We start from the raw sequence: 26,240 nt of genomic DNA, 5'->3' as shown, positions 1-26,240 counted from the left end.
GGGGCTGGGCTTCCTAAGTGAAACATTAAATGGCGTATGTAAAGTTCTTTCCACCAAAGTGAGCTGTCTCTGGGAAGCCGGCAAATACCTTCTTCCAGAAAGCTTCGGCCCCTGGTAGCACCTCAATGCTCACGTCTCGGATCCCGTCCTTCCGCAACATCCCGATCAGCTGCTGCATAGCGGAGAAGCCTACCCCGATTCCGCGAAATGGGCCGAAGACAACTAGTGGGAAGATTTCATTGCCGCCAGCTCTGAACGTGCAGAAACCGGCATATTTGCCACCATGCAAGATCGCAAGCACAGTTTCGCCCAGAACTTCAGATCCATTGCGCACCGCCCGAATACTGTTGTTGGTGTCTTGCTCTAACAGATTTTGAAGGCTCGCAATTTCAATCTCCGTGGCAACCCGCAGCAAAGTTCCGCTGACCATTTCAGTGCTCCTAGCAAAAGATGGCACTTTAGCACTATACAGCAGAGCGATGGAAAGCCCCCTGTCCACCCATCCAGCCTGGACGCAAACCCAGTAACGGGATTGGATTCAGCCGTAGTAGCTTTGCGCCTTCATATACAGCAGCCAGGGATAGGGCATGTCAATCAGAAGCCTCGCAAAGAATCTACCTGCAGACCCAGACATGCCTGGGTGGGTACTGGGATGGGCAGTGGGCCGTAATGCTCCCTGGAGCTTTATTGACATCTACGCCGACAAACCTGTCGCAGAGGTCGAGGCTGAGCGCTTGGGTGATGGTCACACTGTGAAGTATGGATCGCACAGGCTTGGAACCGATGATTTTATGGGCGGCAGCGAAGAACCTAGATAGCGACCGTCCGCGCCAAACCGAAATCAATTCTGCCAGGCCCAGAGACAAGCGCCGCTTCTAGCCCTGGCTTGCCATAGTAGCTGCGACTGTAGCCGCCCTTACTCTGGCACTTTCCGGAGAATTTCACGCGATCAACCTCCATACCATCATCCAGAATGGCGACTTCGGCTTCAGCGCCGCAGATACCAGGGTCGGTAATGGTGAAAAGGTCGTAAATGGTCAGCATGTAGCGTTGCGAGGTTTGCATGCCCTGCTCCAGCGGCCCGGCCGCGTCATGGTTGTTTTGCATTTTTATGCCTGAGAATCAGGCGCGTTCTGTCATGCCACGGACCGCCAAAAACTATGATTTCGGAAGGCCTGCCGTATAGGTGATGCAGCAGGAACGGCCCAGGGCCGAAAGTGCCTGACTCTTCGTCGGGTAGCGCAGTATCAGTGCCCAGGTAAATCCCAGCGTGGTTCGGGTGAACCGTCCGGCCCACATGCATGACGATCAGGTCGCCGCGCTGCGGCCGGTCGACGCGAACAAAGCCGGCGGCCTCGTAGTGCTGCTCGTACAGGCTGGCGTTCTCCGCCCTCTCCCACCAGCCATCGACGCGCTGAAAGGCTTCGAACTCAAGCCCCCATTCACGCTGGTACCAGTCAGCGCAGACCTGCCAGCAGTCCCAGGCTCCATGCACGAACGGACGCTTGAGCAGCGACGTGCTGCCGGTTGGTGTGATCGTGCGCAGGTCTCCCTCGGGCCACGACAGAATGTGCCAGGGCAAGGCCGTGGCCTCGCACATGGCCAGGTCGTGCGGTGACGGCCGGCTGGTGGCGTCCGGGTGCGAATGGACAATGCCAATGACTTCGCCCAGGTCTTCCGCCGCGGCGTAGTCCTCTGGATCGAGGCGGAACTCTTCGTTCGGCTCCGTAGCGATGTTCCTGCACGGGAAGTACTTCTGCGCTTTGCCAATGGCGAGCAACAGGCCGCAGCACTCTTTCGGGTACTGCACGGCCGCGTGCGCCTGGATCGCCGCAATGATGTGCTTGCGCATGGTCAGCTCCGGGTAATGAGGGACACAGCGGGAAACCCCCCGTGACCCAGCTCTTCGTTTTCGCCCATGCGCAACTTGCAGGACGACAGACAGCCCTTGCACTGATCCTTGGCCGGGTCATCCGTGGGGTTGTCCTCGTCATCGAACATGGCGGCGCCGGTGTAGCCGCAGTCCGGCCCTCGGTAACCATTGGTCATGGCCCAATGGCACAGTGTCGTCATCTGGCGCCCGGGCAATCCGTGGTTATCGATCTCGCCAGGCGAGGACAACTCCCAGACCACGGCCTCGCCGTCCTCGCTGGTTTTCTGGTCGATATACCAGATCTCCAGCCCTTCCTGAGTCGGGTCAGCAGTCGGGTTGCCTTCGGGAAAGTTCGCGGCGTCCAGGTACTGCGCCAGGGTCTCACGGACAGTCAGCTTGAACTTCAGCAGGTCCTCGAAGGCCAGGCATAGCGCGGTGACCCGCCCATTGATGTTGCCGGCGGCGAACGTCGGCCTGGTGGCCGTGCCGTCGCTGTTGGAGCCGATTCCTTCGATCTGCACGGGCCATGCAGCGTACTCGGCGCCCTGCCACCAAATCGACTTGGCCGGCAGGTCCTCCTCCGAATGCTCGTAGGCCAGCAGCTCCTCGGGCGTGTGCGGGATGGCGTGACCGTGGAAGCGCAGGTAATCCGCGCCGTACTCGGTCCCGTCAATTTCGAACAGGCGAATTTCGGCGCCGGGCTCCAGTTTCTGGATGTCCGTGATCAGTGCCATGGGTGGTTATCTCAGGGGTGAAAGGTTTGTTCGAAGGTCGCCGTGATTGCGTAGACCTGGCCACCGCGATGCGCGGGTTTGTAGCCGTTGCACTTGTAGAGGCCCAAGTCGCCCAGAGGCGGCTCCCAGAGGAAGCCCTTTGCGCCCTTGTGCCGGTCGATGAAGTCCATGATGTCCTTGATGCGGCTCTTCATGCCGGTGAAGGTGACCGGCCAAGACTGGGATTTGTTGTTGATCCCGTCCTCGGTCGACTGCGCGTAGCTGTCGGCAAACTGCTTCGTGCGTACGCGCTGCTTGATATCACCCTCGACGCCCTTTTCAGTGGCCCAGGTAAATCGCTCGATTGCCATAAATCATCCTTTTACGTTTCGGCTGCTCACGCCGCCTTGGCGCCAAGACTTGGCGATCTCTTCTTTCGCAACGATGCGCATCCGCTCCTGCATGTTTCGCTGGAACAGCTCCGTGTCGAGTTCGTCACCATCTGACTTGCCAGACTCCTCGTCCGTCATGACCATGATGGGCATGGTGAGGCTGACCGAGGTCCCGCCGCTCCCGCGGCCAGTCATGCCTGCCATCCCAGGCCCGCCACCAGCAGTAAGCGGCGTCACGCTCCCGCCATTGGCGCCGGTCATCAGGTAGGACTTCCCGCCCTCGTTGTAAAGCTCAGGGCCAAGTTCGTTTACCTGGTAGAGAGAATTTGGATCGACCGGCCCGCCGGCAGCCCTGTAACCAGAGAAGTCGACGCCGGTGTAGCCCGCCTGGGTTGACCCGGCAGAAGTCGGAGTGGAGGCACTTCCCGTGAAGTAGCTGGCCGTTGCGCCAACCAAGCTGCTCAGCAATGCCGAACTCGCCTGGCGGGTAGCAATGCGCGCCATGTCCGCAAGGATCGACTTGGCGAAGTCCGAGAACGATGCTTTGCCGGTCAATGCGAAGTTGACGACCGCGTCCTCCATACTGCTGAAGGCATTGCCGAACAGGCTTTTGGTCTGGCCGGCAATGTTCTTCGCCGAATCCAAATAGTTGTCCCAGGCCGACGTGGCGCCCTTCGTCCAGTCGCCTTGGGCAGCCTCCACATCCGCGTAGTTCTGCCGGATCTGGTCGGTCGCCGCCTTGTTCGCATCTGCGAGTGCCTGCGACTTACGATTGAACTCCTCCTCAGACATGTTGCGCGACGGGTCGGATTTCTGGTTGGCCAGCTCCAGCGACTGCTGAGCAAACCGGTCTTGCTGGCTGTTCAGTTCGCCGTTGAGTGCGTTCTGGCGGTCACCCTGGCCTACGCCGAGAACCGCGCGCTGACCGGCAAGCTCCAAGGCTCGTTGCTGCTGAGCCAGGGCCTGCACGTAGGTGGTGATCGAGAGCTCCTGCTTCGCCAGGCGCCCTGTCTCGTTGGTGGCCAACACCTCAAGCTGGCTGTCGGCCTCCTTCTGCGCCTTGACCATCCCTGCGCGCGCGTCAGCGATCTTCTGGTCCAACTGGATGCTCTGGGCAGCAGTCGTGGCCTTCTTGCCTTTGACGGCCTCCAGCGCGGCAATCTCGGCCTCATAGGCTGCGGTCACCTCGTCGCGCTGGTTGCCGATCAGGGCTTCACGCTTCAGCGCGTAATCGGCCTGAGAAATGAGCCCGGCCTTCTCCGCGGCGTCCAGTCGCTTCTGGGTGTTTTTGTACTCGTCAACGATCGCTGCAAGGTTGTTCTTGGCGTTGTTGAAGCTAGTGAGGTCGACCTGAGTGCCGGCTGCTTTCGGGTCTTTATTCTTTTCCTGGAGCCCCTTCAGCAGCGTGTCATAGGCGCCGCCGGCGAACTTGTTACCATCGAAGCTGACACCATCAAGAAGCGGCGATTTCTGTCCGGTTTTCTCGGCATTCTCATATAGCGCACGAAACTGATCGTTGAGCTTTTTCAGGCCCGCCTGACGCTTGGCCAAAGGGTTGACGTTATCGAGCTGCGCATCCAGCGCCCGCTGAGCCTCAATGGCCTTCTGGTTCGCGTCGGTGCTTTCACCGGTGGTAACCGCCAGGTTGGAACTGGCCGCCTGCCTGGCTTTAAGTCCAGCAAGTTTTGCCTCAAGCGCAGCCGAGGAATCGTCGTGCTCGCCAGTGCCAAGGCCAAGCGCCGTATTCAACGAGCTCAGCCCATTGGAAATTGCGCCAGCGACGCCGCCGCCCCTGCGCGTGTCCAGCACGCGCTGGGTGATCTCGATCTGCTTGGCCAGGTCGGGAAAGATCTCCGACCGGACTTCCGCGTACGCGCCCTTGATGGCGTTCTTGATGTTGTCCCAGTCGCGCTCAACGTCAGAGAGCGACTCGCGGTAGGTCTTCAGTCGCGTTAAGGCGGCCTGATTCAAATCTTCGCTGAGAACATCCAAAGCGCGCTGACTTTCACCTTGATCATCCAGCCCTTTGATCACCTGGTACTGCTCAAGTGTCAGCAGCCCGTACTGACTGCTGATCTTGCCTGCCGCTTCGGTGGCCGTCTCGCCAGCAGTGGCAAAGGACTTGGCAAGCTCGCCGGCGCCCTGCCCTGTTACTTCACTCACGGCCGCTGCAGCTTCAGCCAGATTACGCATCTGCGTACCGCTGGTAGCTGCTCCGGATGCAAGCGAAACGACAGCCTCGCGCGCCCCGGACAGGTTGCCGGTGACGCGCCCGGCGCCGTCGGCCATGTCCTTCAGGCTGGCGATGGTCTGCCCTGCACCATTCGTACCGCCATTGATCGCGGCATTGAACTCGCGTGCCTGCTTCATCGCATCGAAGTAGGCGTAGCCCAGTGACCCGATTACAGCGACCAGAAGGCCAGCCGGAATCAACATGCTGGCCATGCTCTTCGCGGAAGCCCCCGCGCCAGCACCCAACTGAGCAATGGCGCGCGCCCCGCTCCCAAGATCACCTGATTGCAGGGCATTGGCGAGTTGCATGACGTTTTCTTGAGCTTGGCGGGTGCCAAGTTTCAGTTTGTCGAATGCGCTGGTGGCCTCGTTCAGGCCGGCCCGGTCCTTGCCGATCCTGGCAAGAGCTTCGTTGTATTCTGTAGCGTCCTTCTCGCCAATTCTATGGAGCTCGTTAAGCGCACGCTCCCGCTCCTCCAGTTTCGCCAGCTTGGCAGTGACCGGATCAATGCCGTTAACGGTGCGCTTCAGTGCTTCGATGCGTCGACCTTCTGCCTCAATCAGTCGTTGCTTCTGTGCCAGCTCTTTCGCTTCAGCCTTTTCCAGCTTGTCGAAGGCGGCGGTGATCTTCTCCTGATATTTGACCTGATCGGCAGCTTCTACCATCCCGGTTTTACGGGCCCGCTCAAGCGAACCTTCGGCCTGGATAACCTGCTCAATGCTGCTGAGATTGCCCTCCATGGCGTTCTGCAGTTGCTTGATAACAGCAATTTCAGCGGTGGCCGTAGCGCCGGTTCGCTGGCTTGCCCCGGCCTGCCGATCTCTGGCCGCCGTGGATTTGTCGATGCTTTGAGCAACATCCGCTTCGGCCTGGGAAACCTTCTTGCCGGTGTTGGCCAGGCCTTCGCCGGTTTTGCCAAGGTCATCAATAGCCTTTTGGGCACCTTCAGCCGAATCGACCAGCTTATCCAGATCGTCAGCAGCCTTTGCGGCCTGCGACGACTCAACCGCAATGCCCAGGGAGGCGAAGTTCGTGCTCATTTGGTTTCTCTCTGTTCCGCCATCACCTGCAGGGCTTCAGCCTCCATCCGCCGGAAGTCGCTGAAAATGGTTTGTCGCCGGTTGATCGGCACGCCACACATCCGAATCACCCCGGAGAGAACGCTGTAGTCCATACCTGTTGCGCCGCACGCGCCTGTGCGCCACTGGGTGCTCATGGCCTCGAAGACCTTGAAGGCGTCCCAGTTGTCAGGCCAGATTCCGACTTCCTTGTCCGGGATGTCCTGGCGCGATAAACCGAAGGCCATCAGGTCTGCATCTGATGGCCCTGGCTCATACAGCGCGCGGGAGGCGCTTAGGAGTTTCCCAAGCGGGCCTCGCTAAAAGCCTCGGCGTACGCGTTCAGAACTGCCTTCGGCGCCGAGTTGATCGAATTCACGAGGATGCGCACGTTCTCAGGCGTGAATTCCTCTTCGATATCCCAGCCCACCACCACATCCAGCAGTTGGTCAGCTTGCAGGGCGATCTGGGCGGCGGTGAAAGCTTTGAGGTCCATATCCCCGACCTGCTTGCCCAGCTCGTCGTGCCGCTCGTTCCAACCGGTGTACAGCTCAGCGAGCGCTGTGCGGTCCAGGTACTTGAACTCGAACTCCACCTTTTCGGCGTTATACCCGGCCCGCTGGATCATCACCGGCGCCTTGAAGGTCGGCTTCTGGATCAATTTGAACTTGGCCATGGATTACACCGTGGCCGCGTAACGGGTTGGACGGCCGGTCAGCGCCAGGCTGATAACACGGGTCATCAGGTTGTTACGGGACATGGTCGGGGTCGACGTGATGGACACGTAGCCGTTGTAGATAATACTGCTACCGCCTGGCAGGTTCAGGCGAAGCAACCGAGCCTGCTTATCATCGTCCGCCGCCTCACAGACGGCCACATATGGCTTGGACGGATCGTCGGCGACGGTGAAGGTTAGCGTGATCGGGTTCTTTGTGGTCGGCATCTGGCGATCATCATCGTCAGCCAGAAAGCCGAAGGTCAGGAACTGCTGATCACCACCACTGGAATTCATCTCAGTAATCTGCGAGATCTCGGTGAAGGCCGTCACCTCGCGAACGGAACCAATCCCCGAGCCTGCGGGATACTGTTGAATGCTGGTCGTATTGACGCTCTCCAGCGCGAACGTGCCGCTGGCGATCTCCCCAACTCGAACGCCGCGACCATCCAGGCGGGTCCAGCCAGAATTTACGGCAATGATGTCGCCCTCGGCCAGGCCGTGCGCCGCAGCGGTAGCAACGGCCGGATTGGCGTTGGTCAGGGCGGTGAATGGGATCGCCGTGCCGTAGATGGACGCGATCTCAAGGGTGGCGCCGTTGGGCATTTGCATGGGTGTTTCCTCTTTTCAGAAATGACAAAACCCGCACAGAGGCGGGTTTCGGGGTTTGCCCAACGGGCTATGTGTTTGTTGCTAATTGACTTCCATATTGCTTCGGACCTCGTCCAAAGGGATACCGGATTTCGAGCCTACGACCACACCGGTAAGGCCACAGCTTGGGCAGCAGGCATGCTTATCCTCGTACCACTTAAGAATGTCAGTTGGCACGAGCCAGAGACCGCATCCGACGCATAGACACCGTTCGCTCAAAGCGATTTCTTCGCGATTCCTATAGCAGTGGCCCTCTACCCACTCACCTAGATACTGAAGCCGCTGCTTCCTGATTTCGTCCATCACAGGTATTCCCAAACCAATTCATGAATGGATTCTACCGTCTAGGATCAGGCGGTGTCGGCTCGGTACTCGAACGACACCGGCACCGTGTAAGTCGGCGGGTCTGTGATGCCTGGGCCAGGATCAACTGGCGACATCGTAACGACGGTGAGGCCTGCCTTTGAGTCTCGCACATAAAGCGGGAACAGCTTGGTCAACTCAGCCACAAGTGGGTTCGTCTTGGTCTTGCCGGTATTGGCCGGAGCCACAATGCTGACCTGGTAAACGCCGATGAATGCTCGATGGTCGCCGGCGAGCGTGCTGCTGGCTGTATCGCCTGGGAGCATGAACGCCCGCAGATAGGTCTCGCCGTCCGCCGGGTCGTACTGAGTGTTTTCGAACACGACCTTGATGGGCTCCGCACGCGCCTTGCTCCAGGCGAGCAGCTTTGCCTCATAGATCGATGCGATGATGGCGTGGCTCATACTTGGTTATTCCTGATGGCGTCATCGACAGTTTTCTGGAACTGAGACAGCGTGACCCGAATCATCCCGGATGGCGCCTGTGTGCTGTGTCCATATTCTAGTGCGATGCCGTAAGGAAGATTATTCACGATGTACGCCGTCTGCCCCGCGGTCAGGGTTTGAACCTGCGCCTTAAGCACAGCGATGCTGTCGTTACCGCCGACATCAATCTGATCAAGCACTCCCTCGGCCGGCACATCAATTGAAAACTGCCAGTTCCCGCGAAACCGCCCGCCAACGTAGCCCTTGCCTGCCACCAAACCGTTCACGTTGAAGTTCTGGTCGCGCTCGGTCTTGGTCAGGGGCTTGGCGTACTTCACGCCCTTTCGCAGCTTGCCGGCTTTGGTGAAGTTCGATTCGTTGAGGTTGATGATCGTGTTGCGCACCGCGACCTTGAAGTCATAGTCATCGGCGGCTCGCTTGTTTGCCTGTCGGTGAACGACGTTCGCAGCCCAGATCTCTGGATTGCCCACCGGTGACATGCGGATAACGCTGCTGCCGATCTCGATCACGATCTCGCGGATGGTCGCGTCTATGCCACCTTTCGCCCGCTCCGCGAAATCACGAATGTTCTCGGCGAAGCTACCGTTCATGCTCGCGTACTTGTTCGTCATGACCGCACCTGCAGCTCATACAGGATCGGCGTGCCGGCCGGGTTGACCTCTTTCAGCGGCGGCACGACTGACCAGGTGCGGCCCTGGGCGACCACTTTGTCGAGCAGACCCGGCACCCAGGTCAAACCCTGAGCAGCGATCTTGAGCTTCTTGTCGCCCTGCCTGATGAGGCTGTTGTTCTGGAATTCGATACCGGTGAAGTCGAGCAGGATGCCCTGGGCGATCTGTTCGACAGTGGCGCCTGGCGCTTCACCGCCCGTATCCGGGTCGTACACGCCCGGCTCCGTCTTGCTGATGGTTACAGACTGGCCGAACTCTGTAATCATCTCCAGACCCACCATGGCCAAATCGCCATAAAATGTCATATCGAGCCATCCAAGGAAGAACGATGAATTACGCACAGATTGGTAACGAACTTTTGACGAACGCCAGCGCACCGGTAGAGCGTTATGGCGATCTGTACCACAAAGTTGCAATGAGAAAATTGGTCAAAGAATCGTTGGGGGCCGCAGGTTACGGTGATATCGCAGATAAGGCATCAGCTGAGAAGGTGCCATATGGCGAAGACTTCGACTTTTCTAAAGTAAGCAAGACCGCCGCGGTAATCGGTAGAGGGAAGGATGCCATCGAGCTAGAGTTCCAGCACTTACTGATGCATCCGCTGATAAACGACTAGACCCTCACTGCGAATAACCCCCGCTTCTGCAAGTAATCCGCGAACTGCGTAGCACTTGGTCGATCCGGCGCCGCCGGCAGCAGTCGGCTGCTGGTGGACGGGATAGCCGCGTACTGCCGCGTCACCGCTCCCTCAACACGATCCAGCAAAACAGCGCCTTTACGCTTCTCCACCGGGTCGATATCGTCCTGATGGATCTCAGCGGCCAGGGCCATCTGGCCGTACTGAATGCGCGCCGGCAGGTAGCTGTTCGGCTTGATCTCCTGATCCAGCAGCACTTGCCGGCGCGGCCAGGACAGTGCCTGCTCGCTGTTCGTTTTACGCCCCTTCCAAGTCATGCCATCCATTGCCAAGGCGGCCCGGCGCAGCAGCGCTTCCTGCTCCGGAACGCCTACGGGAATGACCGCGCCGAACTTCACGGCATACAAGGCCAGGTCCTCGGCGCTCGCGTAGCTTTCGGCGTCAGGCTTGCCGGTGCCGTCCTCGATGATTAGTGTCATGCGTTTACTCGCTGAATGGGTTTAGACCGCCTGCACGCTTTACGGACTAAGTCATTAGACCAATTGCGCGCATGATGGAGTGCCTAGAGCGCTAGACAGGCTCAGTGCGGTAGAGAGATGGTCAGCCTAGTAGTTAAAGAACTTCAAAGATCAGCACGTGTTTTGAGAAAGATTAGGTATCGAGCATCTTCAGTTGCGAAAATCTCTGGGCCAGCCCCCATGTATGCTCGCATCAACTCGTCTGCTGCAGAGTCTTCTTGACCTTCATCAAACAAAACCTGCCCAAGGCGCAGATGCAAAAATGGATTTCCGAGACCGCCAGGGCAGGTCATTGCGTACTGCAAAGCTTCGCGAGCAGAGGTTTTGAATCCTGACAAGAAACAAGCATCAGCTATGGCCGCCAGAATCCAAGTAGCGGCCTCCCAATCGTTTTTGGGTGAAGGGATCATTTCCCAGGCCTTGTTATATTCAGTCACCGCTGCCTCATAGCGGCCTGACTCAGCTAGCATATCTCCGGCACTACTGAATTTCTTTATTTGCTCGTGAAGCTCAGGATCTAGCTCTCCATTTTCGCTCATCATTATCCACTCCATAGATTCGGTGAAGGTCAGAAGTTAAAACCTACCTGAATCACGCCTGATTTAGTAGATTTCTGAAGAACTCACGAAGCTTTTGCTTAGTCCTTTATTAGCCTTGCCTACAGCTCGGTCGTATTAGGCACTCAACTTTGCGACGAGCCTTTCCAGGGATTCTTTCGAGGCGTTGGCCCGGTACTGGACCTTGGCCTCATCGAGCTTTGCTTTCAGCGCCGCGATTTCACCAGCCTCATCTGCCGACGGCGTGAGGGCAGCCTGCTTCAGTGCTTCAACCTCGCCGCGCAGCGTGTCGACGGTCAGGGTCAGGCCGTCACGTTCTGTGGTCAACTCACCAACCGAAGCATGGATGGCGCCCAGCACTTCATACAAGCGCAACGCCAGGTCGCCGGACTCTGGACGATGGATTTCGCCAGCTTCCAGGCCGTCAACAAGGATCTGGATCGATCCATGCTCAGCACGCAAAGCCGCGATCACCTTTTCCAGCTCGGTTTGGTTGCCCGCACCAACAATCTGCACCCGCTTGGCTTCCTTCACCGACACATCGATGCCGGCTGCTTCGTATGCATTGACCACGCTCGGCCAATCGCCAATCACCAGCACGCTGGTCACACCCGCTTCGGGCTTATCGAAGTGTTCCGGATTGCGGTAACGCTTCTCCGGGTCGAAGCCGCTCAGCTGGTTGCTGTAAGTCAGTTCCATGTGTTTCTCCAAGGCGGCCATTGCTGACCGCGCGTTGAGTTTGAGGCTTAACCGCCAGTAACAGGAGGCGTTGCGGTCAGCGTGATCATCACGCCGGCGGTGACTTTGTTGCTGCCCGCATGCTTGACCCAGTTGGCAGCGGAGCCCACGGCAGCCAGGGTTGGATTGGAACCGCCAGTGGTGGCTTTCCAGCTATAACCCAGCACATCGATGTTTACGGTGCCTTCCGCGCGGTAGCCGATGCTCAGGTTTTCTTCGTCGTTCACTTCGTAGGAACGGAAGCCCGGCGCCTGCGACTCGGTGATGGTTACGGCGTTTGGCAGCAGGCCGAAGATCACATCCGCCGGCGCGGTGTCGGTCACCAGTACCGGCTTGCCCAGAGTGCCCGGCAGGCCGCCGTAGATCACGACGCCAGCTTCTTCGTAGATCTTGTTGGTGATGGCTTCGTCGACGATGTCGAAGTAGGCGCTGGAGTGCATGACCCACAGAGCAATACGGCCGAACTTGTCGCCGAACTTGCGCATACCGCGAGTCAGCGTCTTCTTGCCATCGGTTTCGATGTTGGCCGAAACCACCATGTCAGCGTTGGAGCCGATGGCGGCACGCAGGCCAGCAGTTGCGTACTGGATAAAGCCTTCCAGGGTAGCATCAGCGACGTCGGCGCCGACGATCTGGGAGAACTCCTCGACCGGACGACCGCGGCGCTTGAATGCCTCTTCGGTGGTCTGGTACGGGCCGTACTTCCAGGGAGCTTTGACTCCAACAGCTTCACCAGCGCTGATCTTCTTGGCGTTTACCTTGCCGTCGGAGTTGACGTCGCGGTGCTCCAAGGAGCCGTTCAGCTTGTAGAGAGCGCGCTTGCGGAAGTCACCCTCGATCAGCTCGTTGTCCAGCACCATCGCGCCGTTGGACGATGCGTTAAATACATCCAGGTTGTCCTGGACACGCTCCAGGTATGCAGTTTGCGCCTCATCGTTGTAGATGATCAGGTCGCTGTTAACGGTTGTAGCCATGGGTCAATCCCCTTACTTGGGCAATGCGAGATATGCGGTTTGGCCGTGCTTGCGCTGAAAATCGCGCTTCTGCTCGGAGGTCATTTCGGAGCGCTTGAATGCAGCCTTGCCGCCACCCCCGCCCGGGGCAAATGTCCCTGAAGCCCTTGGCCACAGATGAGGTGCGCTTTCGCGCAGAGATTCCGCCCATTCGAGCGGAGTCAAAGGGGTTTTGCCGTCTTTACCGAGGATGACCTGGCCGGATTCATCAACGGCGACTGCATCGCCATCTTCGTTAAGGGTAAACACGCCTTTGGCGCGCAGGATGATGTCGTCTGTTGCTTCCGGCAGAGCGCCGGCCTTCAGTGCTGCGCCGCGTACCGAATCGCCCAGGACTTTGCCCTGGAACTTGGCAGCGAAGGATTCAGCCTTCTCGGCGCGCTCGCTGATCGTCTTCAACTGCTTGTCGTAGTCGCCACGCAGGCGCTCGGTGCGGCGGTTGAAGACCTCATCCACCTTGCCCTCCGTCAGCAGCTTGGTCTCTTCGTCCTGTCCCGCTCGACTGAGCAGGCCTTTGACGGCGTCGATGTCGATGCCCTCAAACTGGGTTTCGAACTGGGTCAGCTTGCCGGAGGTTTCCTTAAGCTTGCCCAGAAGCTCCGAGTTCTTGGTTTTGAGACCAGACACAGATGCTTCAACGGCAGTCGCGATAGCGGCCTTGATTGCCGGATTTTCCAGGTCGATTTCGTTTTCTTCTGCCACTGTGAGGCACCCCTTGGGTATGTGAAGCCCGCTTTGCAGGCACAAAAAAGCCCCGCAGATGCGAGGCTCGGAAGAATGATGGTTTGCTACCGCTGCGGTCACTGAATTGGGTAAACTGATATCAATGGATCCAAACAACTAATGGAGTAGTTCTCGCAAAATGAACCTAGAAACGATCAAACACTTCACTCGTAAAGGCTATGTCATTGCAACGGCAGTCATTGCTTTTATCGCGGGCATTGTGACGATATACGGCCCGTTTTATGAATCAGGTCCAAAGCACAACCCAGCCTTTCTGGGGCGCTGGGAAAGCAACTACCAACACCCAGTTCCGGGCGGGAATATCGCCTTCAACGGCATCACTGAATATTTCCGTAACGGGCGATACAACGTGAACGGAACCCTAACGTTCTCAGGCGGCGCTGCCGACAAGCCGTTTTCTGCAGTAGTTCTCGCAAAAGGTTCAGGTGTCTGGACGGCTGACGACCAATTCTTAACGTTTACGCTGACAGGCTTTCATACCGAACCATCGACCTTTAAAAGTGGCGATGTAGAAATGCCGATTCCACTTCTGGAGAAACTGAGTGGAATTTCACTCCCTGACATGAACAAGCAATATGTTCCTGGCAGTTCGGATGAGTACAAAATCAAGTCTATAAAGCAAGATGAGATCGTTTCCCAAGGAAAGGACCCATCGGGCAATCCTTTTACAGTGGTCAGCTTGAGAGCTCCGTGAGCCACGCTAGCTGGCTATAAAATGCCTGCTCTCTCAAAAGCCAGTGGTTCTAAGCTCTTCATCTGAGCCAAGGTCAACGGCGCAAAGTTGCGATCAAGCTGCAGCTCGGCGAATCGCTCAACGGTCAAGCCTCCTTCACGAAACAGCTTGGCCCGTACTGGACCGATGGCAACGTCCTGGAAAGAAGCGGGCTGCTGCTGGAGCCAGTGGTAGTAGTCCAGGCTCGCACTGACCTGCTGGCCGCCATCGGCACCCACTGAAGCGCGGGTAGCGCCTTTGGCGAACATCTCGCTAAGTTTGGTCAGCAGAACGAACGTCGTACGGCAATTCGGGTGAAACGGCGGCCTTGGGCCGGAATCCACCGGAAACTTGCGCTTATCCATCGACCGGCATTGCTGGCTGGTCTTGCTGTCCAGCGTGGCGACCATCTGGACCTCTTCAACGATATCCGTGTTGGCCTTGGCTACCTCCATCCGCGCCTGGGACGACACATGCTGAATCGCGGTGTGCACGACCGTGCTGGCATTGCGGTTGGTGGTGGCCAGGATGCCGTCTTTGTACCCTGCCGCCTTGGTGCCGCGAATGTTGCGAATGATCTGGAAGTTCGTCTGCCCTTCGAAGAAGCCCTGCCGGATGGTGCCGGTAACGCGCTCACGCTCTGCACCTGTCCAGCCCTTGATGAAGGCCTTAAGCAGCTTCCCGCCGCCGGTGCCACGTACACTGAGCGGGTTCGTCAGCACTGCGGTGCGAATTGCAGCGGCCGTCGGCGCGACCACATCCAGCGACACGCCAACCGGCGCCGACCTGGCAAGACTGGTCGCCTCAAATTCGGCCTCGTAGTTGGCGATGTCCACCAGGTCGAGGTTCAGTTGCGCACTGTAGCGGTCGAAGATGCCCAGCAGCAGGCTGTCGACCTCCTTCAGCAACGCTTCCAGGCGCTTCGTGTTGTATTCGGTCAGGTCCGACTGGGTGAGCCGATCGCGGATAGACCGGTCAATCTCCTTGAGGAAGGGAGCGAACTTGCCGACCTCCCCTGCCTTCAGCTTTTCGAGGAAGACCGCGTGCCGGATCGTGGCGTCAAGGATTGCTTGGTTTGCCGCCATTTGGTTTGTCCTCGTCGTCCAGGCCTAGCCCATCGCCCTGCTCTTCCAGTTCGCCGTCGATCTGCTGGTCTGTACGCTCTGGCGCAATCAGGCCCAGCTTGCGTAGGTAGGCCCGAAGGTCTGCCTTGGCGAAGCCGCCTTGCTGCCACAAGCCAACCAAGGCCGTGATCATCTGCGGATCAGCCGTGAGTTCGACGAACTCCTGATTCACCTGGTAGGCGACCTTCTTGTCAGCGATGCCCATGTAGGCGCAGCACCACATTATTGCCCGGGTGTATGCCTCACTGACGTTCGCCACGCATCCGGCGAGCACCGAAGTAGACGCCGATTGGTCGCCGCGGGCCTCGGTCGCCGTCTTGGACGACAGAGACGCAACCACCATCCGTGCGCCCAGTTCAATCATCATCTGGTTCTTGTCGGCCATCGCCTCTTTGACCAGCGTGTTGGGCAAGGGCTGCGCGTAACCGAACTGGCCGCCGGCCGGCAGCATCATTGGCGCCCTGGAGCCGACATAAACACCGTGCTTCTCCATCCAGTCGCGCCACTGCTCATCCAAACCACTGATCCATGGCTGGGCCTGGCCACACCAGAAGACGCTGTCTTCATAATCGGCACTGTTCCGGTAATGGCCCAGGTTGATCATGGCGATGTCGTACAGCGGCGACTCGTCGATGCTTGGGTCGTTGTTCTGCGCGCCGACAAAAGTGAACGGGATCTCCTTGAGACGCCCGGTGACGCCTTCCGGCCTGAACTCTTCGATGACCGCCAGCGGCCCGCCTCCTTTCGGACCGGACCGGCGCCAAACACGACAAACAAACCCGTCATCCTCAAGCGCCAGTTCCCGGTACTGCTCAGCCGTCTTGTAGCCGAAGCCATCAGGGATTTCCGGAGACTCGCGCAGCACTACCAGGGTAAGCACACTGTGACCGTTCACCATGCCTGTGCGCCAGTTGATTATGTCCTCAGCGCAGTAGGACAGGATTACCGAGTGCCCGCCGATACCGTCGTCCTGGTGATAGTCGACGTACAGACCGTGCCGACCAGCTTCAAGCACCTTTTCAAGCGTTCCCTGAGAGTGTTGATAAATGCTCACTCCAGAGCCGTTGGCGTTGTCTTGCAGGTATTCCAGCTTCTTTGGCACCGTGAGTGTCGGGTCTTTATGGAAGGCCAGACCCAACAGCCCGTTACGGGTGTGCCCGGTGGCGTTCTTGAACACCGCCCGCTCGCGGTAAGCCCGATTCCGGTCTTCGTTCTCCGGCGACTTATCGTGTGCGTTGATGTAAGGCAGCCGATCGACAACCCGATGCTGACCGGCGCAGACATCGCGGACGGTAGCCCAGCGGTCCAGCACTGCCGTGTATTCCGCCCGCTTGAAGGAGACGTCGTTGCTCATCGGGCGTATCCCATTTTGATAGCGGTGACCGGTTTGATGATCGGGTACTCGCGGTGGATGAAGTAGCCGCCGGCGTCGTTCGCGTGATCGATGCCGGCGGTTTTGTCTGGCTCCCCATTCGCGCCCCACACCTGCTGCTCCAGGCCATCGGCGTAGGTCGGACAGGTGAGCGAGTTGACCAGGTAGCGGCGCTCGCCCTGCGCATTGCAGAAGACGGCGTTCATTGCGTTGATACGGTCCTTCACCGGCGGGTTCGCTGCTGGAGCGATGACCGCGAACCCGGCCTGCTTGAGCATGGCCAGGTCGGTGATACTGGCGTTCACGGACTTGCGCGAATCGCCCGAGGCATCCGGGTAGATCCTGATCTCGCAGGTCTTCTTGAAGTCGTTGCCGTCGTGCTGCCAGTAGCGTTCCTTGATGCGTCGGATCATGTCGGGCGTGTCATAGCCGTCGATCAGCTCATCTACAGCCCTGGGCAACCCCTGGTCGCGCTTAACGTGGGTAATCGCCGCCATCTTGCCGACGTTGAAGTCCATCCCGATGAACAGCGGCTCTCCGGGCTGCACGGTGTCGAAGCATCCGTTGAGCTTGCGGTCGTAGGCCGTGTAGATTGTGCCGGACGTCAGGTTGACGAACTGGCCTTTGAGGTACGCCATAATCAGCTGTGGCGGATATGACTCCATCAGGGAGGCGATGTAGTCGTCCGGCAAGTTCAGCTCGTTGTCGAACGTGCTGGCCTGCACCAGGCCGTACATATCCTTGAGCGACGGCTTGTCGCGCAACTGCTTCACGAACTGCAGGAAGACGAACTTGAAGCCTTCCGGCGTCGTGGTGACATCCACCCCGTTCTTCAGCCCGGGCAAGTTATAACGCATCCGGGCGATGATCTTGCGCCAGGCCTGCTGCGCCTTCAGTGCAGTCAGCACGTCCAGCTCATCCACCAGAGCATGGCCAATCTTGAAGCCGACAATCGTCTGCGGTTTCTCCATCGACCGGCAAATTACAGTGCCGCGGTACTGCCGGCCGCTGTAAATGTGAACTTCGTGGTTCGCCTGGTTGATCTTGGTCTTCAGCCCCCAGTCGTAGGCCACCTCATCCATCGTCGGATAGAAGATGTCCCGGATCTGCGGGTAAGTCGGTGCAAAGTAGCCAGCGTTAACGCCGGGCCACTCCATGAAGTGCTTACTCAGTGCCGAACAGCCCACCCAGGTCTTGCCTGAGCCGAACCCGGCAACGAACGCACGGAATTTGTGGGGCAGCGTGAGGAACTGAGCCTGCGGAACATTAAGGCTCGGCATTCGGCTTCCTCGCATCCACCACGTCGACCTGGATTCGGGTCGGGATCACCGGTTCATCGCCAACCTCTTCCTTCCGGGCCCGGTTGACGTAGATGTCGCCGCATTCTTTGGCAGCCTGCTCCAGTAGCTGGGCGGTCAGCGCCATATTCTTCATGCCTTCGGCTTTCTCAGCCATGCGGCTCAGGGCGCGCAGTCGGAAGGCTCGATTGGCGATCGGGATGTCTTCAGTTTCTTCGCGGAACCGCTTGCGGCTCTCACGGAACATCGTTGCCCACTTCTCACCCAGCGCTTTGCCGGCTGCCTTTGTTGGGTCGTGTGATTCGCACTGCTGGCGAGTGACAACAACGTTGAATTCTTTTAAGACGGCCTCAACCACCTGAGAAGGTGTGTCAAAGCACGCGAGAGCCTGAACAATAAAGGCTTTCACCTCACTTCGAAGAGCTGCCATTGGCGATCATCCGTCTTAACCTGTCTAAAATCAGGCCGACTTGAGCAGACAGGTTCCGCAGGCCCTCGCAATGTTCAATTTCCCCACCTCAGCAGGACTGTTTGCAGCATCCACCAACGCTTGGACGTCAGGGCTTGCACCATAGCGGCGGACGACACCGACGAACTCTTCAACGTCGTGGCCCTGAAGCTTCAGCTTGGGTGCGCCGTCCTGGGTGAAGGCTGGTTGACCGTACTTATCGGTCGCCTGGGCGATGTGATAAAGCTCGTGCTCCAGGAGCGCACAGAACTCAAGGTCGCTGCACTGGGCGCAGTAGTCGGCGGCCAGGGTAATGATGAAAGCCGGCACATCGCCAAACCAATCACGCATCTGTTGCTCCATCCGGGCTTTCTGCCAACCTCCGGCGCGGAACGCTACCTGCTCGGCCTGGCCCAGGACTGTGCGACCCTGCTTCTCGAAGCTCGACGACGCCCACATGACTCGGATGTCTGCATCCAGTAGGTGGGCATGATCTTCGTTGTAAATGCTGCCGGTGTCGGCGAGGATCTCTGTCTGGAGCCACTCCCACGCCTCGGGTGCTGGCGTCAGGCGAATACCGAAGTCGGAAAGGTCGGATAGCTCAAGTAGCGTCGATGGAGGGTATGGCCTGTCCACGGATCACCTTGAGCTTGAAATAGTGGCGGGTTGCCGGTATTCGTCAGACTTAACTTACACAAGGAAGAAAGCATGTCATCCGTCGAGCGTCATCGATACATCATCACCCGAACAATTTTTGTACACACGAACGACACAGCTAACCCTCAGCCAGTTTTCACATCCTGGAGATATCGCATAATTGACTGCGAGACTGGAATTCAACATGGAGTTGCAATGAATGATGAACGACAAGCCTTAAATTTGTACTTTGAGCTGAACGATCAATACGCTTGAAAAAAAAGCGTCGGCCCGGCTGGCGCGTTCGATGACCTCCCAGTCGGGTTGCTTGGTTTTCAGAAGTCCACTAGCGATAAAAAGCCCGCAAATTAGCGGGCTCTCTTTCTCCAACAATCCCTAGAACTCAAGGCGTTTTGGGTTGAGCAAGCGTTTTGAGATCATGGTCAGAAACCTTTACCGTCACGTGCACAGATCCAAACTGATTGGCAGCATTAGCAAATTTAACCAGTTCATCATCTTGAAATGGCACAGGTTCGCTCAGTTGGTCCTGCTTGATAACGTTTGAGGTCTTCAGCACAGATGGGTCGCTTGGATCATTGACCAGATGTATATGGTCTCCGCTCGGAGTCACTACTACATGGGTTCGGTTATCACTCTGCTGGACATCAATCGGCGTGACCGTGTATCCGGGAATATCCTTCAACGCCTCAAGCGCGTTCGCATCGGCGCTGATGGTTGCGCTGCGTAAATACTGCATTTTTTCTTCAGACACGCTGCTTTCCTTGCCGTTGTTTTAACTGGTAACCAGCTATTAACATATGGCTACATGCCACCAAACACAATACACAAGCAACAAATTTACCCTCTGTGTCGCTCAACACCTTCAGGTGCCTTGTCACAGTGCAGGCAGTGCTCGCAGTTGAGCGTCCGGCAAAGCCAGGCTTTTACCGGCTGCCAGTACGTGACCATGAAGATGTGCCGAGCACCGGCCAAAGCCAAAGCTACATGCAGCGTCAGGCCTGCGGTGGTCGGACCGAAGAAGATGTTCTGGCTGCGCACCGACACGACGAAGCCAGTAATGGCGATCGTTGTATAGATCAGCTTCCCAAGGATGCCGTCCCTCACCTTCCCGCTCAGTACGCACCAGGCTGCCCACAGCGCGATAAGGCCGCAGGCGATGGAGTTGATCAGTTCAAGATTCATGGTGGATTGCCTCCTCCGAACCGCTGGCGAATGAGCGCCCAGAGGTCAGCGGATTTGATGGCTCGATTGATGGCCGCCAAGAGCGAGCCGCCGAAGGCACCGAGCAGGAAGCCGATACCGGCGACGATCTTCGGCTCGGTCACGCCCAGGTAGGTGCTGACCATGCTCGTCAGGTAGATCGAGCAAGCCATGCCGGTGATGAGAAATATCATCCAGGCACGCCAGTCGTTCAGGTCGTCCTTGTGCCACCAGCTTGCGATGACGGCGCCAACGAGGCCCGCAATCAGTAATTCAAACCTGTCGATCTTGTCGAGCAGGCGCTGTAGATACTCCATGCGCTCGACTCCGTGGGGCATGTTTGAAGAGGTCAGCCCCAGTGGCACTCCCAGCTCAGAGCGATGGATGTGGTGGGGCCGAATACGAAAAAGCCCCGCACAATGGAGGGGCCTTGAATAGTTGCGTGATCTCAGCCACGCGGCGTTGCTTGAGAGCCCCCTTCTTACCCGGGGCTCCATCCTTCAGCGTGACTTACGCAACAGTGCCATCGGCGTTGAGTACGTCCCAGGACATTGCGATGTTGATGGTGTAATCAGCCGAAAGGTTCATGAACAACCCATTACCTGCCGGAATCAGGACATCGTTATAGGAAAGCATGACGCTTGGAATTTGGATCAGGCTGACATCGAAGCGGTTACCTGGTGGCGGAGCCTTCTTGCCGTAACTGGTATCAGCACCACCTGTCTTGGATCGCAGGATGACACCGTGCAGGTTATCTTCAGGGGCAATCAAGGTAGCGATTGAGATTGCATTGCCATTGAAGGATGTATTTTTGAAATATTTACCGAGGGTACGTACAGCCATTTTTTCACCTATTGAGTCGAATGATTTATCGCGGAAGATTTCCGCTTTCATGTCGCTCAGAGGCGATGAGGTGAGGTTCTCGACCTTCTTGTAACTAGGCCCACTACAATGCCGCGGGCCTGAATGGGCACATCCGTCAGTGTTTAGAACTCATAGCCGATATGGCCATAAGTCGGGTACGGACTGGTGCTGTTTTGCTCCGGATCAGCGTTGTTCGGGTAGTACACTTTGCGAGCGCGGATCGTCGGCGTGTAGCCAAATCGAGCCCAAGCGGGACGCGCCTGAGTGATGGTGAGCCGGCCGTTTGCCTGAAGGCTCAGAACCGCATCTGGATTCCCGCCTGTATTCGTATGCCACAAAGCAACACCGCTGGCGTTGAAAATCACCAAGTTGCCGTCACCCTGCATCAAGCAACTGGTACCGCCCTTGCCCTGGGTGTAGCTCGCCCAAACAAGAGCGTTGCCTGCGCCGTAGACAGCCAGATTCCCATCACTTTGGAATACCACGCCAAAGCTACCAACGCTGTAGATCTTACCGACCTCAAGGAAAGTGTTAGGCGGGAAGATGTAAGACGGTTGATCGTAAACAATCGGCAGGCCGGAGGTGGTCCAAAGCGGAGCCAACTCAACGATCACCATATTGCCGTCGTCCTGCAGCTGAAGATGAGTTCGCTGTGCAAGGGTATCGTGGTACTTATCGCCGCCCGGAACGTCGCTGTTTTTTGTCTGCCAAATGCGCTGACGCCTAAAGTCGTTCAGCACCAGGCTGTAGTTCATGAAAAGTTGAGGCGTCGAAACGGCCTTCCACTTGTAAATCATCTGGGTCACGTACGCATTACTTGCGTCTGCGATCCATACGATTGATTCGCCATCGTATAGCGCCAGATTCTCGTCCGGCTGATAAACCAGTCGGAAGCGCTTATTAGGCGACTGCAGAAACTGGCCAGCGCTCATGAGGTTTCGCGGCGGAAGCACGGAGCTGCCATTGGCTGTGAACGGAGTAAATTGAAAACTCATATTGTTTACCTATTGAGTCGACTGATTGTTCGCGGAGGATTCCGCACTCATGTCGCTCAAAGGCGATTGCTCGAGGCTCGCGGCCTTCACATGATTCAACGTCCCACATCGGGTACATTTGATCTGGAGCTCTGTAAACCCACCCGTACGGGCGAGAAGTCTTTTGCAGTTACCGCATCTGAATTCTTTCAACATCTGCAAATTCCTTTTGCTGAATCGCCCTTCCGTGGGCAAAAAAAGCCCCGCACTTGGCGAGGCTCAAAAAATCGAATTGGGTCAGTTGATCTGGACGGCAGTAACTTCAGCAGTTTTGAAATCCAGGCCAGATGTCGCAGTGAATTTCCAGCTCTCTCCAGGGCCTAGCCCCATGCCGCTCGCAACTGCGTTCCCGACCATATTTCCTGCTCCGTCGTAGACCTTGAAAATTAGCGTCGTAGTTCCGAAAGCCGCGCTGGTTTCATTTCGAGCGTAGCCCTGAACAACTTGGGAGCCATCCACTTTAACTACCCGAATATCGGAGATCGAAAGGCGGTTGTCAGCCATAGCGACCGAGGAAAGAAGCATTGCTGCAACAGCTAGGAATTTGCGCATCAGCGAAACCTTAAATTTGAGATGAGCCTCACTTTTGCCCATCGCTGCAATGCTGTCAATATGATGGCGACGTACAATTGACGGACCATCCAAACAGGAAACCCGGCACTTGGCCGGGCTTAGAGTTTCATGTTCGTTTCGCGTTACTTGTGCACTATGGAAAAATTACGCGCAAAACCCCGTCATGTCAACATGATTATGCCGCATCTTGATCTTTTTCTGCGTGGATCACCTGCCATAGTGGTTGTTGAGCCTGAATATCCACTTCCTTGATCACTTCTTTCAGGGCTTCCCACAGATCGAGCCAGTCACGCGTCCAGTTCTTCGGGTCGATGGTCACGCCGAAGAACGTGTTCATCTCGGCGGCTACCCGCGCCGGTCCCCACTCTGCCGATCCGGCGACCTCCCCCTTGTACGATTGCAGGGCCAGGGTAACCAGATACTGCGCCTTCACACGCTTGGCCGATGTCAGGTCAGGCAGCGCCGCTTTGGCGGTGATCAGCAGCACCGCGTTCAACAGATGCCTCATGTTCATCGCCGGGTGGTACAGGTAGTGCCCGAACTGCTGCACCTGGAACGGAAGCGTGTCGATGGCACGCAGTACTTTGCCGATCGTGGCCAGGTGAGCTGCCCGGGCGGTTGACCGGCCGGCAGACGTGCGCCGCGTTTCGCTGATGCTGATGCGCTGCCCCGGCACCGAGAAAGATCCGGCCTCCTCGCCCTTCTCACTGCCCATCGCCGGGAACCTGGCGTCACGCTTGCCTATTGGCCCGCCAGTCTTCAGTGGTGCCGTCTCCGCCCTGTCGATGGCCACAGCGCTGATCGACGCGTTCGATTCGTGCTGAGCCTCAGTCCATACCTGCCTTGCGTTGATCAGTTTCATGCTGCGAGCTCCTTCTTCAGTTCTCTGGCCTTCGCCCGGTAGTAGGCCTTGATGCCCTTGATCTGCTCGACGGTGTATTTGCGCACGCTCTGGTCAGCTTCCAGAGCGTCAACCGCTTCCTGGCCGATTCGCGTGATCAGGCCGATCCGGTAATCCACGGCATTGCCCGAAAGGAAGCGGTTGTCCTGCTTGCTCTGGGCGTGACAGTTACGTTCATCGAAGCGCAGGTGCGGCGCGGAGCCAACGCTGCGATAGTGGCCGGCATCGACTGCGTTGCCGCTCCAGTCCAACGGCTTGCCGCTGGAGATGCAGAGATGGCCGGCGGCATGGTCCCGAGTGCGGATGTATTCGTTGAACGCCTGCTGAGCCTCACGCATGTGTTCACCGCGGCTCTTCAGCTTCTCCTTGCGAACCTTGATCTCGCGGCGCTCAACCTGGGCCAGCGACTTACGCGCTTTGGCCTGGTTCACGTCCTTGATGGCCAGGCCACACTTCGGGCTGCATACGGCTTGGCCCAGGCGCTGCGGCGGAAAGCTGATGCCGCATGCCGGGTTCTTGCACTTCTTCGGTTTGGGTTGCTTGGCGATCATGCAGCCTCCTTGCTGAGTAGATCAGTGAAAACCACACCTTGGCCTGTGAAATAGGCTGCGATGCGGCCGGTGTAATTGATGCCCTGGGCGCGATTGAACAGGCTGGTCACTGGGAAACCGTCGGGGCCGAACAAATGGCACTCGCCCATCATGGCCAGCTTCGTTTCGTAGGGCAGATGGCGCATGACCCGGTACCACTCGGCCTGAAAGCCGGCGTCCTCGTTCAGCAGGATCTGCACGCCGAAGTGCAGCTTGCAGTAACGCCGGGCGTCTGCCGCGTCACCGATCTGGGTCATTTCGGCGATGCGCTTGTACATCCCGAACCACAACCGGTTTTGGTCGAGCGTGCGGTCCTTGCCCGGGCGCAGGGTCACCACGACAAACTTCTTGTCTTTGTACATAGCGCTGATTTTGGTGATGACTTCGGAGAGCTTGGCCTGGCAGTTGACGCTGATTTTGTCGGACATCAGAAACCCTCCTTTCCGCGCTGCGATTCCCACTCAAACGGAATGACGATCACCCCGCCCTCTCGAAGGCGATCAATGCAGCGCTCGCCGATGGCAGCCGGCAGCGACTGCCCATCCAGGTTGGAAACGATCACCGTCGGGCGCAGCTCTTCGTACCGGCCGTTGATGATTGCGAACAGGGTCGTCAGTTCGAAGTCGCTGGGCTTCTCCTTGCTGACGCCGATCTCGTCCAGGATGAGCAGCGAGGGGCTGATTAAGCTCGACAGAATCTGGCTTTCACTCTGGTCGCTGGAGTGATCGTAGGTTGCGCGGATGGCCTGCAGCACAGCGCCGATAGTGCGGTACACCGCTGTTGCGCTGGACTTGGCCATGATCTCGTTGGCGATCGCTACGGACAGGTGCGTCTTGCCGGTACCGGGTTTTCCCAGCAGCAACAGGCAGCGGCCAGTCTCGGCGATCTGCGGGAACTCCGCGGCATATCGGCGGCAGGTGTTCAGCGCCTTTCGCTGTTCCGTGGTGGTGGCGACATAGCCGTCCAGGGTCTTGCTGGCGAAGCGCTTGGGGATCAGGGCGGCACCGAGCTTGCGCTCCATAGCCATGCGGAGCTCCATCGCCCTGTTGGCCAGTTCTGCAGCTTCGGCCTTCGCGCGGATGATCCGGCCGCACTCAGGGCAACCGCTCTTCAACTCCTTGCCCAGCACCGGGAAAATCTTCTGGTCGTAGTGGCCGTGGGTCTCGCATTCGGCGGGCTGGATGCGGGTGCCTGGCGGCAGTTCAGGAGTTTGCTGGGCCGGCTCAGATCGCATAGGAACCGTCCTCACGCTGAATCAGGCCATCGGTGTAGTTGCGCTCAGCAAACCCGGTGTGGCGTGACTGAGGAGCTGGTTCCGGTGCGGACTCAGCCAAGCGCTTGATCACCCAGGAAGCCTTGAAACCCTGCCAGCCAGAATTCAGCGCTTCGGTGATTGCGTCGTCTGCGGTGATACCGGCCTCGGCGCACTTAGCCAGTTCGGTGTTCACGGTCGACCAGACGGTGGCGGTCACTGCGGCGCGCTTGGCTTTGCGCTGTGTCAGCCAGTCGGCCAGCAGTTGCTCAGGGACGTTGTGCGGGTTGTCGGCCAGCAACTGGGCCATGCCGAACGGAGTTTTGCGATCAGGCTTCGGAGGTTCGGCCGGCTCTTGGGGCGGATTAATCTCTTTCGTAGAAAGAGTTAATAGGGGTTCTTTCTTTGTATAAAGAAGGGAGTGAGCAGTTTTGGTCTCACTCGCAGGCGGTCTCAGTGAGACGATATTGTCTGAGTGAGACGTATTGGTCTCAGTGAGACTCGGTTGTTTTTCTTCGAAGAAAGACCACTCGCGGACATGCGCGATGCCGATATCCCCACGGCTCCCGCCAACGCGAAAAATGATCCGGCGCTCAAGGAGGTGGCTGATCGCCTTCGACGTGACGTCACGGCGCAAGTTGGTCTGTTTGCCGATATCGTCGGCAGTCAGGCGTTTGGTTTCCAGTTGATAGCCGATGGTCTGGCGTGCAATGGCCATGAGCACGCGCAGCTCACGCGCTGGCAGGTCAACCGTAGCCAATGCCTCCATAAGGCTATTGTCCATACGGGTGAATCCCCGAGGGTTGTGTAACGCAAAAATGTTTGGCATGATTTCTCTCGCTTAAAGCTGTTGAAGAAGCCGACCTCGTACGTCGGCTTTTTTGTGTCTGAAA

37 protein-coding genes are annotated in these 26,240 nt (G+C 57.8%); 3 read left to right on the top strand and 34 right to left on the bottom strand.

The annotated features are described in order from the left end of the window. Positions 1–25: 25 nt before the first annotated feature. Entirely contained in the window at positions 26–430 is a 405-nt protein-coding gene (locus tag K0H47_RS29900; RefSeq protein ID WP_063030550.1) for a GNAT family N-acetyltransferase, read from the bottom strand. 157 nt (positions 431–587) lie between these two features. Between K0H47_RS29900 and K0H47_RS31260 the strand changes: the two genes are divergently transcribed. Beyond that, entirely contained in the window at positions 588–818 is a 231-nt protein-coding gene (locus tag K0H47_RS31260; RefSeq protein ID WP_257626774.1) for a hypothetical protein, read from the top strand. Here the strand turns inward: K0H47_RS31260 and K0H47_RS29895 are convergent. The 11 genes from K0H47_RS29895 to K0H47_RS29845 all read right to left on the bottom strand — a co-directional run bounded on the left by K0H47_RS29895 (position 811) and on the right by K0H47_RS29845 (position 9,420). Then, positions 811–1,107 carry a hypothetical protein gene (locus tag K0H47_RS29895; protein WP_257626773.1) on the bottom strand — a complete coding sequence of 99 codons (297 nt, stop codon included), beginning with the start codon at positions 1,105–1,107 and terminating at the stop codon, positions 811–813. The genes K0H47_RS31260 and K0H47_RS29895 overlap by 8 nt on opposite strands. Then, on the bottom strand, positions 1,091–1,852 hold the full coding sequence (locus tag K0H47_RS29890) for a C40 family peptidase (RefSeq protein WP_219274092.1): 762 nt from the start codon (positions 1,850–1,852) through the stop codon (positions 1,091–1,093). The genes K0H47_RS29895 and K0H47_RS29890 overlap by 17 nt, the downstream gene beginning before the upstream one ends. Before the next feature lie 2 nt (positions 1,853–1,854). After that, complete coding sequence (locus K0H47_RS29885; RefSeq protein WP_219274091.1) at positions 1,855–2,607, bottom strand: phage minor tail protein L; 753 nt, start codon at positions 2,605–2,607, stop codon at positions 1,855–1,857. An 11-nt stretch (positions 2,608–2,618) separates the two neighbouring features. Then, entirely contained in the window at positions 2,619–2,957 is a 339-nt protein-coding gene (locus K0H47_RS29880) for a phage tail protein (RefSeq protein ID WP_219274090.1), read from the bottom strand. Positions 2,958–2,960: 3 nt separating this feature from the next. After that, positions 2,961–6,251, bottom strand: a complete 3,291-nt coding sequence (locus tag K0H47_RS29875) for a phage tail tape measure protein (RefSeq protein ID WP_219274089.1) — start codon at positions 6,249–6,251, stop codon at positions 2,961–2,963. Next, positions 6,248–6,517, bottom strand: coding sequence for a DUF1799 domain-containing protein (locus tag K0H47_RS29870; RefSeq protein WP_219274088.1), 270 nt, complete (start codon positions 6,515–6,517; stop codon positions 6,248–6,250). The genes K0H47_RS29875 and K0H47_RS29870 overlap by 4 nt, the downstream gene beginning before the upstream one ends. A gap of 47 nt (positions 6,518–6,564) precedes the next feature. Next, positions 6,565–6,945, bottom strand: a complete 381-nt coding sequence (locus tag K0H47_RS29865; RefSeq protein WP_032877397.1) for a phage tail assembly chaperone — start codon at positions 6,943–6,945, stop codon at positions 6,565–6,567. Positions 6,946–6,948: 3 nt separating this feature from the next. Then, positions 6,949–7,596, bottom strand: a complete 648-nt coding sequence (locus tag K0H47_RS29860) for a phage tail protein (RefSeq protein ID WP_219274087.1) — start codon at positions 7,594–7,596, stop codon at positions 6,949–6,951. 389 nt (positions 7,597–7,985) lie between these two features. After that, positions 7,986–8,402: a phage tail terminator-like protein gene (locus K0H47_RS29855; protein WP_219274086.1), complete on the bottom strand. Its 417-nt coding sequence runs from the start codon at positions 8,400–8,402 to the stop codon at positions 7,986–7,988. Next, the gene (locus K0H47_RS29850; protein WP_219274085.1) at positions 8,399–9,055 is read right to left on the bottom strand and encodes a hypothetical protein; all 657 of its coding nucleotides are present in this window, start codon (positions 9,053–9,055) and stop codon (positions 8,399–8,401) included. Before K0H47_RS29850 ends, K0H47_RS29855 begins: the two co-directional genes overlap by 4 nt. Then, positions 9,052–9,420, bottom strand: a complete 369-nt coding sequence (locus K0H47_RS29845) for a hypothetical protein (RefSeq protein WP_219274084.1) — start codon at positions 9,418–9,420, stop codon at positions 9,052–9,054. Before K0H47_RS29845 ends, K0H47_RS29850 begins: the two co-directional genes overlap by 4 nt. Positions 9,421–9,443: 23 nt before the next feature. Between K0H47_RS29845 and K0H47_RS29840 the strand changes: the two genes are divergently transcribed. Then, the gene (locus K0H47_RS29840) at positions 9,444–9,731 is read left to right on the top strand and encodes a hypothetical protein (RefSeq protein ID WP_219274083.1); all 288 of its coding nucleotides are present in this window, start codon (positions 9,444–9,446) and stop codon (positions 9,729–9,731) included. Here the strand turns inward: K0H47_RS29840 and K0H47_RS29835 are convergent. The 5 genes from K0H47_RS29835 to K0H47_RS29815 all read right to left on the bottom strand — a co-directional run bounded on the left by K0H47_RS29835 (position 9,728) and on the right by K0H47_RS29815 (position 13,280). Next, the gene (locus K0H47_RS29835) at positions 9,728–10,231 is read right to left on the bottom strand and encodes a DnaT-like ssDNA-binding protein (protein WP_219274082.1); all 504 of its coding nucleotides are present in this window, start codon (positions 10,229–10,231) and stop codon (positions 9,728–9,730) included. The genes K0H47_RS29840 and K0H47_RS29835 overlap by 4 nt on opposite strands. A 143-nt stretch (positions 10,232–10,374) precedes the next feature. Continuing rightward, positions 10,375–10,812 carry a M48 family metallopeptidase gene (locus K0H47_RS29830; RefSeq protein WP_257626772.1) on the bottom strand — a complete coding sequence of 146 codons (438 nt, stop codon included), beginning with the start codon at positions 10,810–10,812 and terminating at the stop codon, positions 10,375–10,377. A gap of 132 nt (positions 10,813–10,944) precedes the next feature. Beyond that, positions 10,945–11,526, bottom strand: a complete 582-nt coding sequence (locus K0H47_RS29825) for a hypothetical protein (RefSeq protein WP_219274081.1) — start codon at positions 11,524–11,526, stop codon at positions 10,945–10,947. Positions 11,527–11,573: 47 nt separating this feature from the next. Beyond that, positions 11,574–12,539 carry a major capsid protein gene (locus K0H47_RS29820; protein ID WP_219274080.1) on the bottom strand — a complete coding sequence of 322 codons (966 nt, stop codon included), beginning with the start codon at positions 12,537–12,539 and terminating at the stop codon, positions 11,574–11,576. A 12-nt stretch (positions 12,540–12,551) separates the two neighbouring features. Beyond that, entirely contained in the window at positions 12,552–13,280 is a 729-nt protein-coding gene (locus tag K0H47_RS29815) for a hypothetical protein (protein WP_017479625.1), read from the bottom strand. Positions 13,281–13,440: 160 nt separating this feature from the next. Between K0H47_RS29815 and K0H47_RS29810 the strand changes: the two genes are divergently transcribed. After that, positions 13,441–14,016, top strand: a complete 576-nt coding sequence (locus tag K0H47_RS29810) for a hypothetical protein (RefSeq protein WP_219274079.1) — start codon at positions 13,441–13,443, stop codon at positions 14,014–14,016. Between the two features lie 14 nt (positions 14,017–14,030). Here K0H47_RS29810 and K0H47_RS29805 read toward each other — a convergent pair whose 3' ends face one another. From K0H47_RS29805 to K0H47_RS29725, 17 genes are all read right to left on the bottom strand, one after another. Next, on the bottom strand, positions 14,031–15,119 hold the full coding sequence (locus tag K0H47_RS29805) for a minor capsid protein (protein ID WP_219274078.1): 1,089 nt from the start codon (positions 15,117–15,119) through the stop codon (positions 14,031–14,033). Next, positions 15,094–16,512 (bottom strand): DUF4055 domain-containing protein, encoded by a 1,419-nt coding sequence (locus K0H47_RS29800; RefSeq protein WP_219274077.1) that lies wholly within the window; start codon positions 16,510–16,512, stop codon positions 15,094–15,096. Before K0H47_RS29800 ends, K0H47_RS29805 begins: the two co-directional genes overlap by 26 nt. Further along, positions 16,509–17,810: a terminase large subunit domain-containing protein gene (locus K0H47_RS29795; RefSeq protein WP_219274076.1), complete on the bottom strand. Its 1,302-nt coding sequence runs from the start codon at positions 17,808–17,810 to the stop codon at positions 16,509–16,511. The genes K0H47_RS29800 and K0H47_RS29795 overlap by 4 nt, the downstream gene beginning before the upstream one ends. Continuing rightward, positions 17,797–18,258: a DUF2280 domain-containing protein gene (locus K0H47_RS29790; protein WP_167665108.1), complete on the bottom strand. Its 462-nt coding sequence runs from the start codon at positions 18,256–18,258 to the stop codon at positions 17,797–17,799. The genes K0H47_RS29795 and K0H47_RS29790 overlap by 14 nt, the downstream gene beginning before the upstream one ends. 30 nt (positions 18,259–18,288) lie before the next feature. After that, the gene (locus K0H47_RS29785; RefSeq protein ID WP_219274075.1) at positions 18,289–18,912 is read right to left on the bottom strand and encodes a putative metallopeptidase; all 624 of its coding nucleotides are present in this window, start codon (positions 18,910–18,912) and stop codon (positions 18,289–18,291) included. Positions 18,913–19,315: 403 nt separating this feature from the next. Then, positions 19,316–19,684: a hypothetical protein gene (locus K0H47_RS29780; RefSeq protein ID WP_219274074.1), complete on the bottom strand. Its 369-nt coding sequence runs from the start codon at positions 19,682–19,684 to the stop codon at positions 19,316–19,318. Between the two features lie 86 nt (positions 19,685–19,770). Then, positions 19,771–20,115, bottom strand: a complete 345-nt coding sequence (locus K0H47_RS29775) for a hypothetical protein (protein WP_219274073.1) — start codon at positions 20,113–20,115, stop codon at positions 19,771–19,773. Continuing rightward, complete coding sequence (locus K0H47_RS29770; protein WP_003218335.1) at positions 20,112–20,450, bottom strand: hypothetical protein; 339 nt, start codon at positions 20,448–20,450, stop codon at positions 20,112–20,114. Before K0H47_RS29770 ends, K0H47_RS29775 begins: the two co-directional genes overlap by 4 nt. 193 nt (positions 20,451–20,643) lie before the next feature. Then, positions 20,644–21,027 carry a hypothetical protein gene (locus K0H47_RS29765; protein WP_063030590.1) on the bottom strand — a complete coding sequence of 128 codons (384 nt, stop codon included), beginning with the start codon at positions 21,025–21,027 and terminating at the stop codon, positions 20,644–20,646. A 92-nt stretch (positions 21,028–21,119) separates the two neighbouring features. After that, positions 21,120–21,992: a putidacin L1 family lectin-like bacteriocin gene (locus K0H47_RS29760; RefSeq protein WP_177071703.1), complete on the bottom strand. Its 873-nt coding sequence runs from the start codon at positions 21,990–21,992 to the stop codon at positions 21,120–21,122. Between the two features lie 9 nt (positions 21,993–22,001). Continuing rightward, positions 22,002–22,193 carry a Com family DNA-binding transcriptional regulator gene (locus tag K0H47_RS29755; RefSeq protein ID WP_219274072.1) on the bottom strand — a complete coding sequence of 64 codons (192 nt, stop codon included), beginning with the start codon at positions 22,191–22,193 and terminating at the stop codon, positions 22,002–22,004. A 75-nt stretch (positions 22,194–22,268) separates the two neighbouring features. Next, a complete protein-coding gene (locus K0H47_RS29750) occupies positions 22,269–22,583 on the bottom strand; it encodes an FxLYD domain-containing protein (protein WP_219274071.1) in 315 nt (104 codons plus the stop codon). A 196-nt stretch (positions 22,584–22,779) separates the two neighbouring features. After that, a complete protein-coding gene (locus K0H47_RS29745; protein WP_219274070.1) occupies positions 22,780–23,466 on the bottom strand; it encodes a hypothetical protein in 687 nt (228 codons plus the stop codon). After that, entirely contained in the window at positions 23,463–24,056 is a 594-nt protein-coding gene (locus K0H47_RS29740; RefSeq protein ID WP_219274069.1) for a recombination protein NinG, read from the bottom strand. Before K0H47_RS29740 ends, K0H47_RS29745 begins: the two co-directional genes overlap by 4 nt. Next, entirely contained in the window at positions 24,053–24,523 is a 471-nt protein-coding gene (locus tag K0H47_RS29735) for a hypothetical protein (RefSeq protein WP_219274068.1), read from the bottom strand. The genes K0H47_RS29740 and K0H47_RS29735 overlap by 4 nt, the downstream gene beginning before the upstream one ends. Beyond that, complete coding sequence (locus tag K0H47_RS29730; RefSeq protein ID WP_219274067.1) at positions 24,523–25,329, bottom strand: ATP-binding protein; 807 nt, start codon at positions 25,327–25,329, stop codon at positions 24,523–24,525. The genes K0H47_RS29735 and K0H47_RS29730 overlap by 1 nt, the downstream gene beginning before the upstream one ends. Continuing rightward, positions 25,319–26,176 (bottom strand): replication protein, encoded by an 858-nt coding sequence (locus K0H47_RS29725; RefSeq protein ID WP_219274066.1) that lies wholly within the window; start codon positions 26,174–26,176, stop codon positions 25,319–25,321. The genes K0H47_RS29730 and K0H47_RS29725 overlap by 11 nt, the downstream gene beginning before the upstream one ends. Positions 26,177–26,240: the final 64 nt, after the last annotated feature.

It is taken from the genome of Pseudomonas sp. Xaverov 83, assembly GCF_019352905.1.
GTDB classification, from domain to species: domain Bacteria; phylum Pseudomonadota; class Gammaproteobacteria; order Pseudomonadales; family Pseudomonadaceae; genus Aquipseudomonas; species Aquipseudomonas yamanorum.
This window is presented reverse-complemented; position numbering and strand designations above follow the sequence as displayed.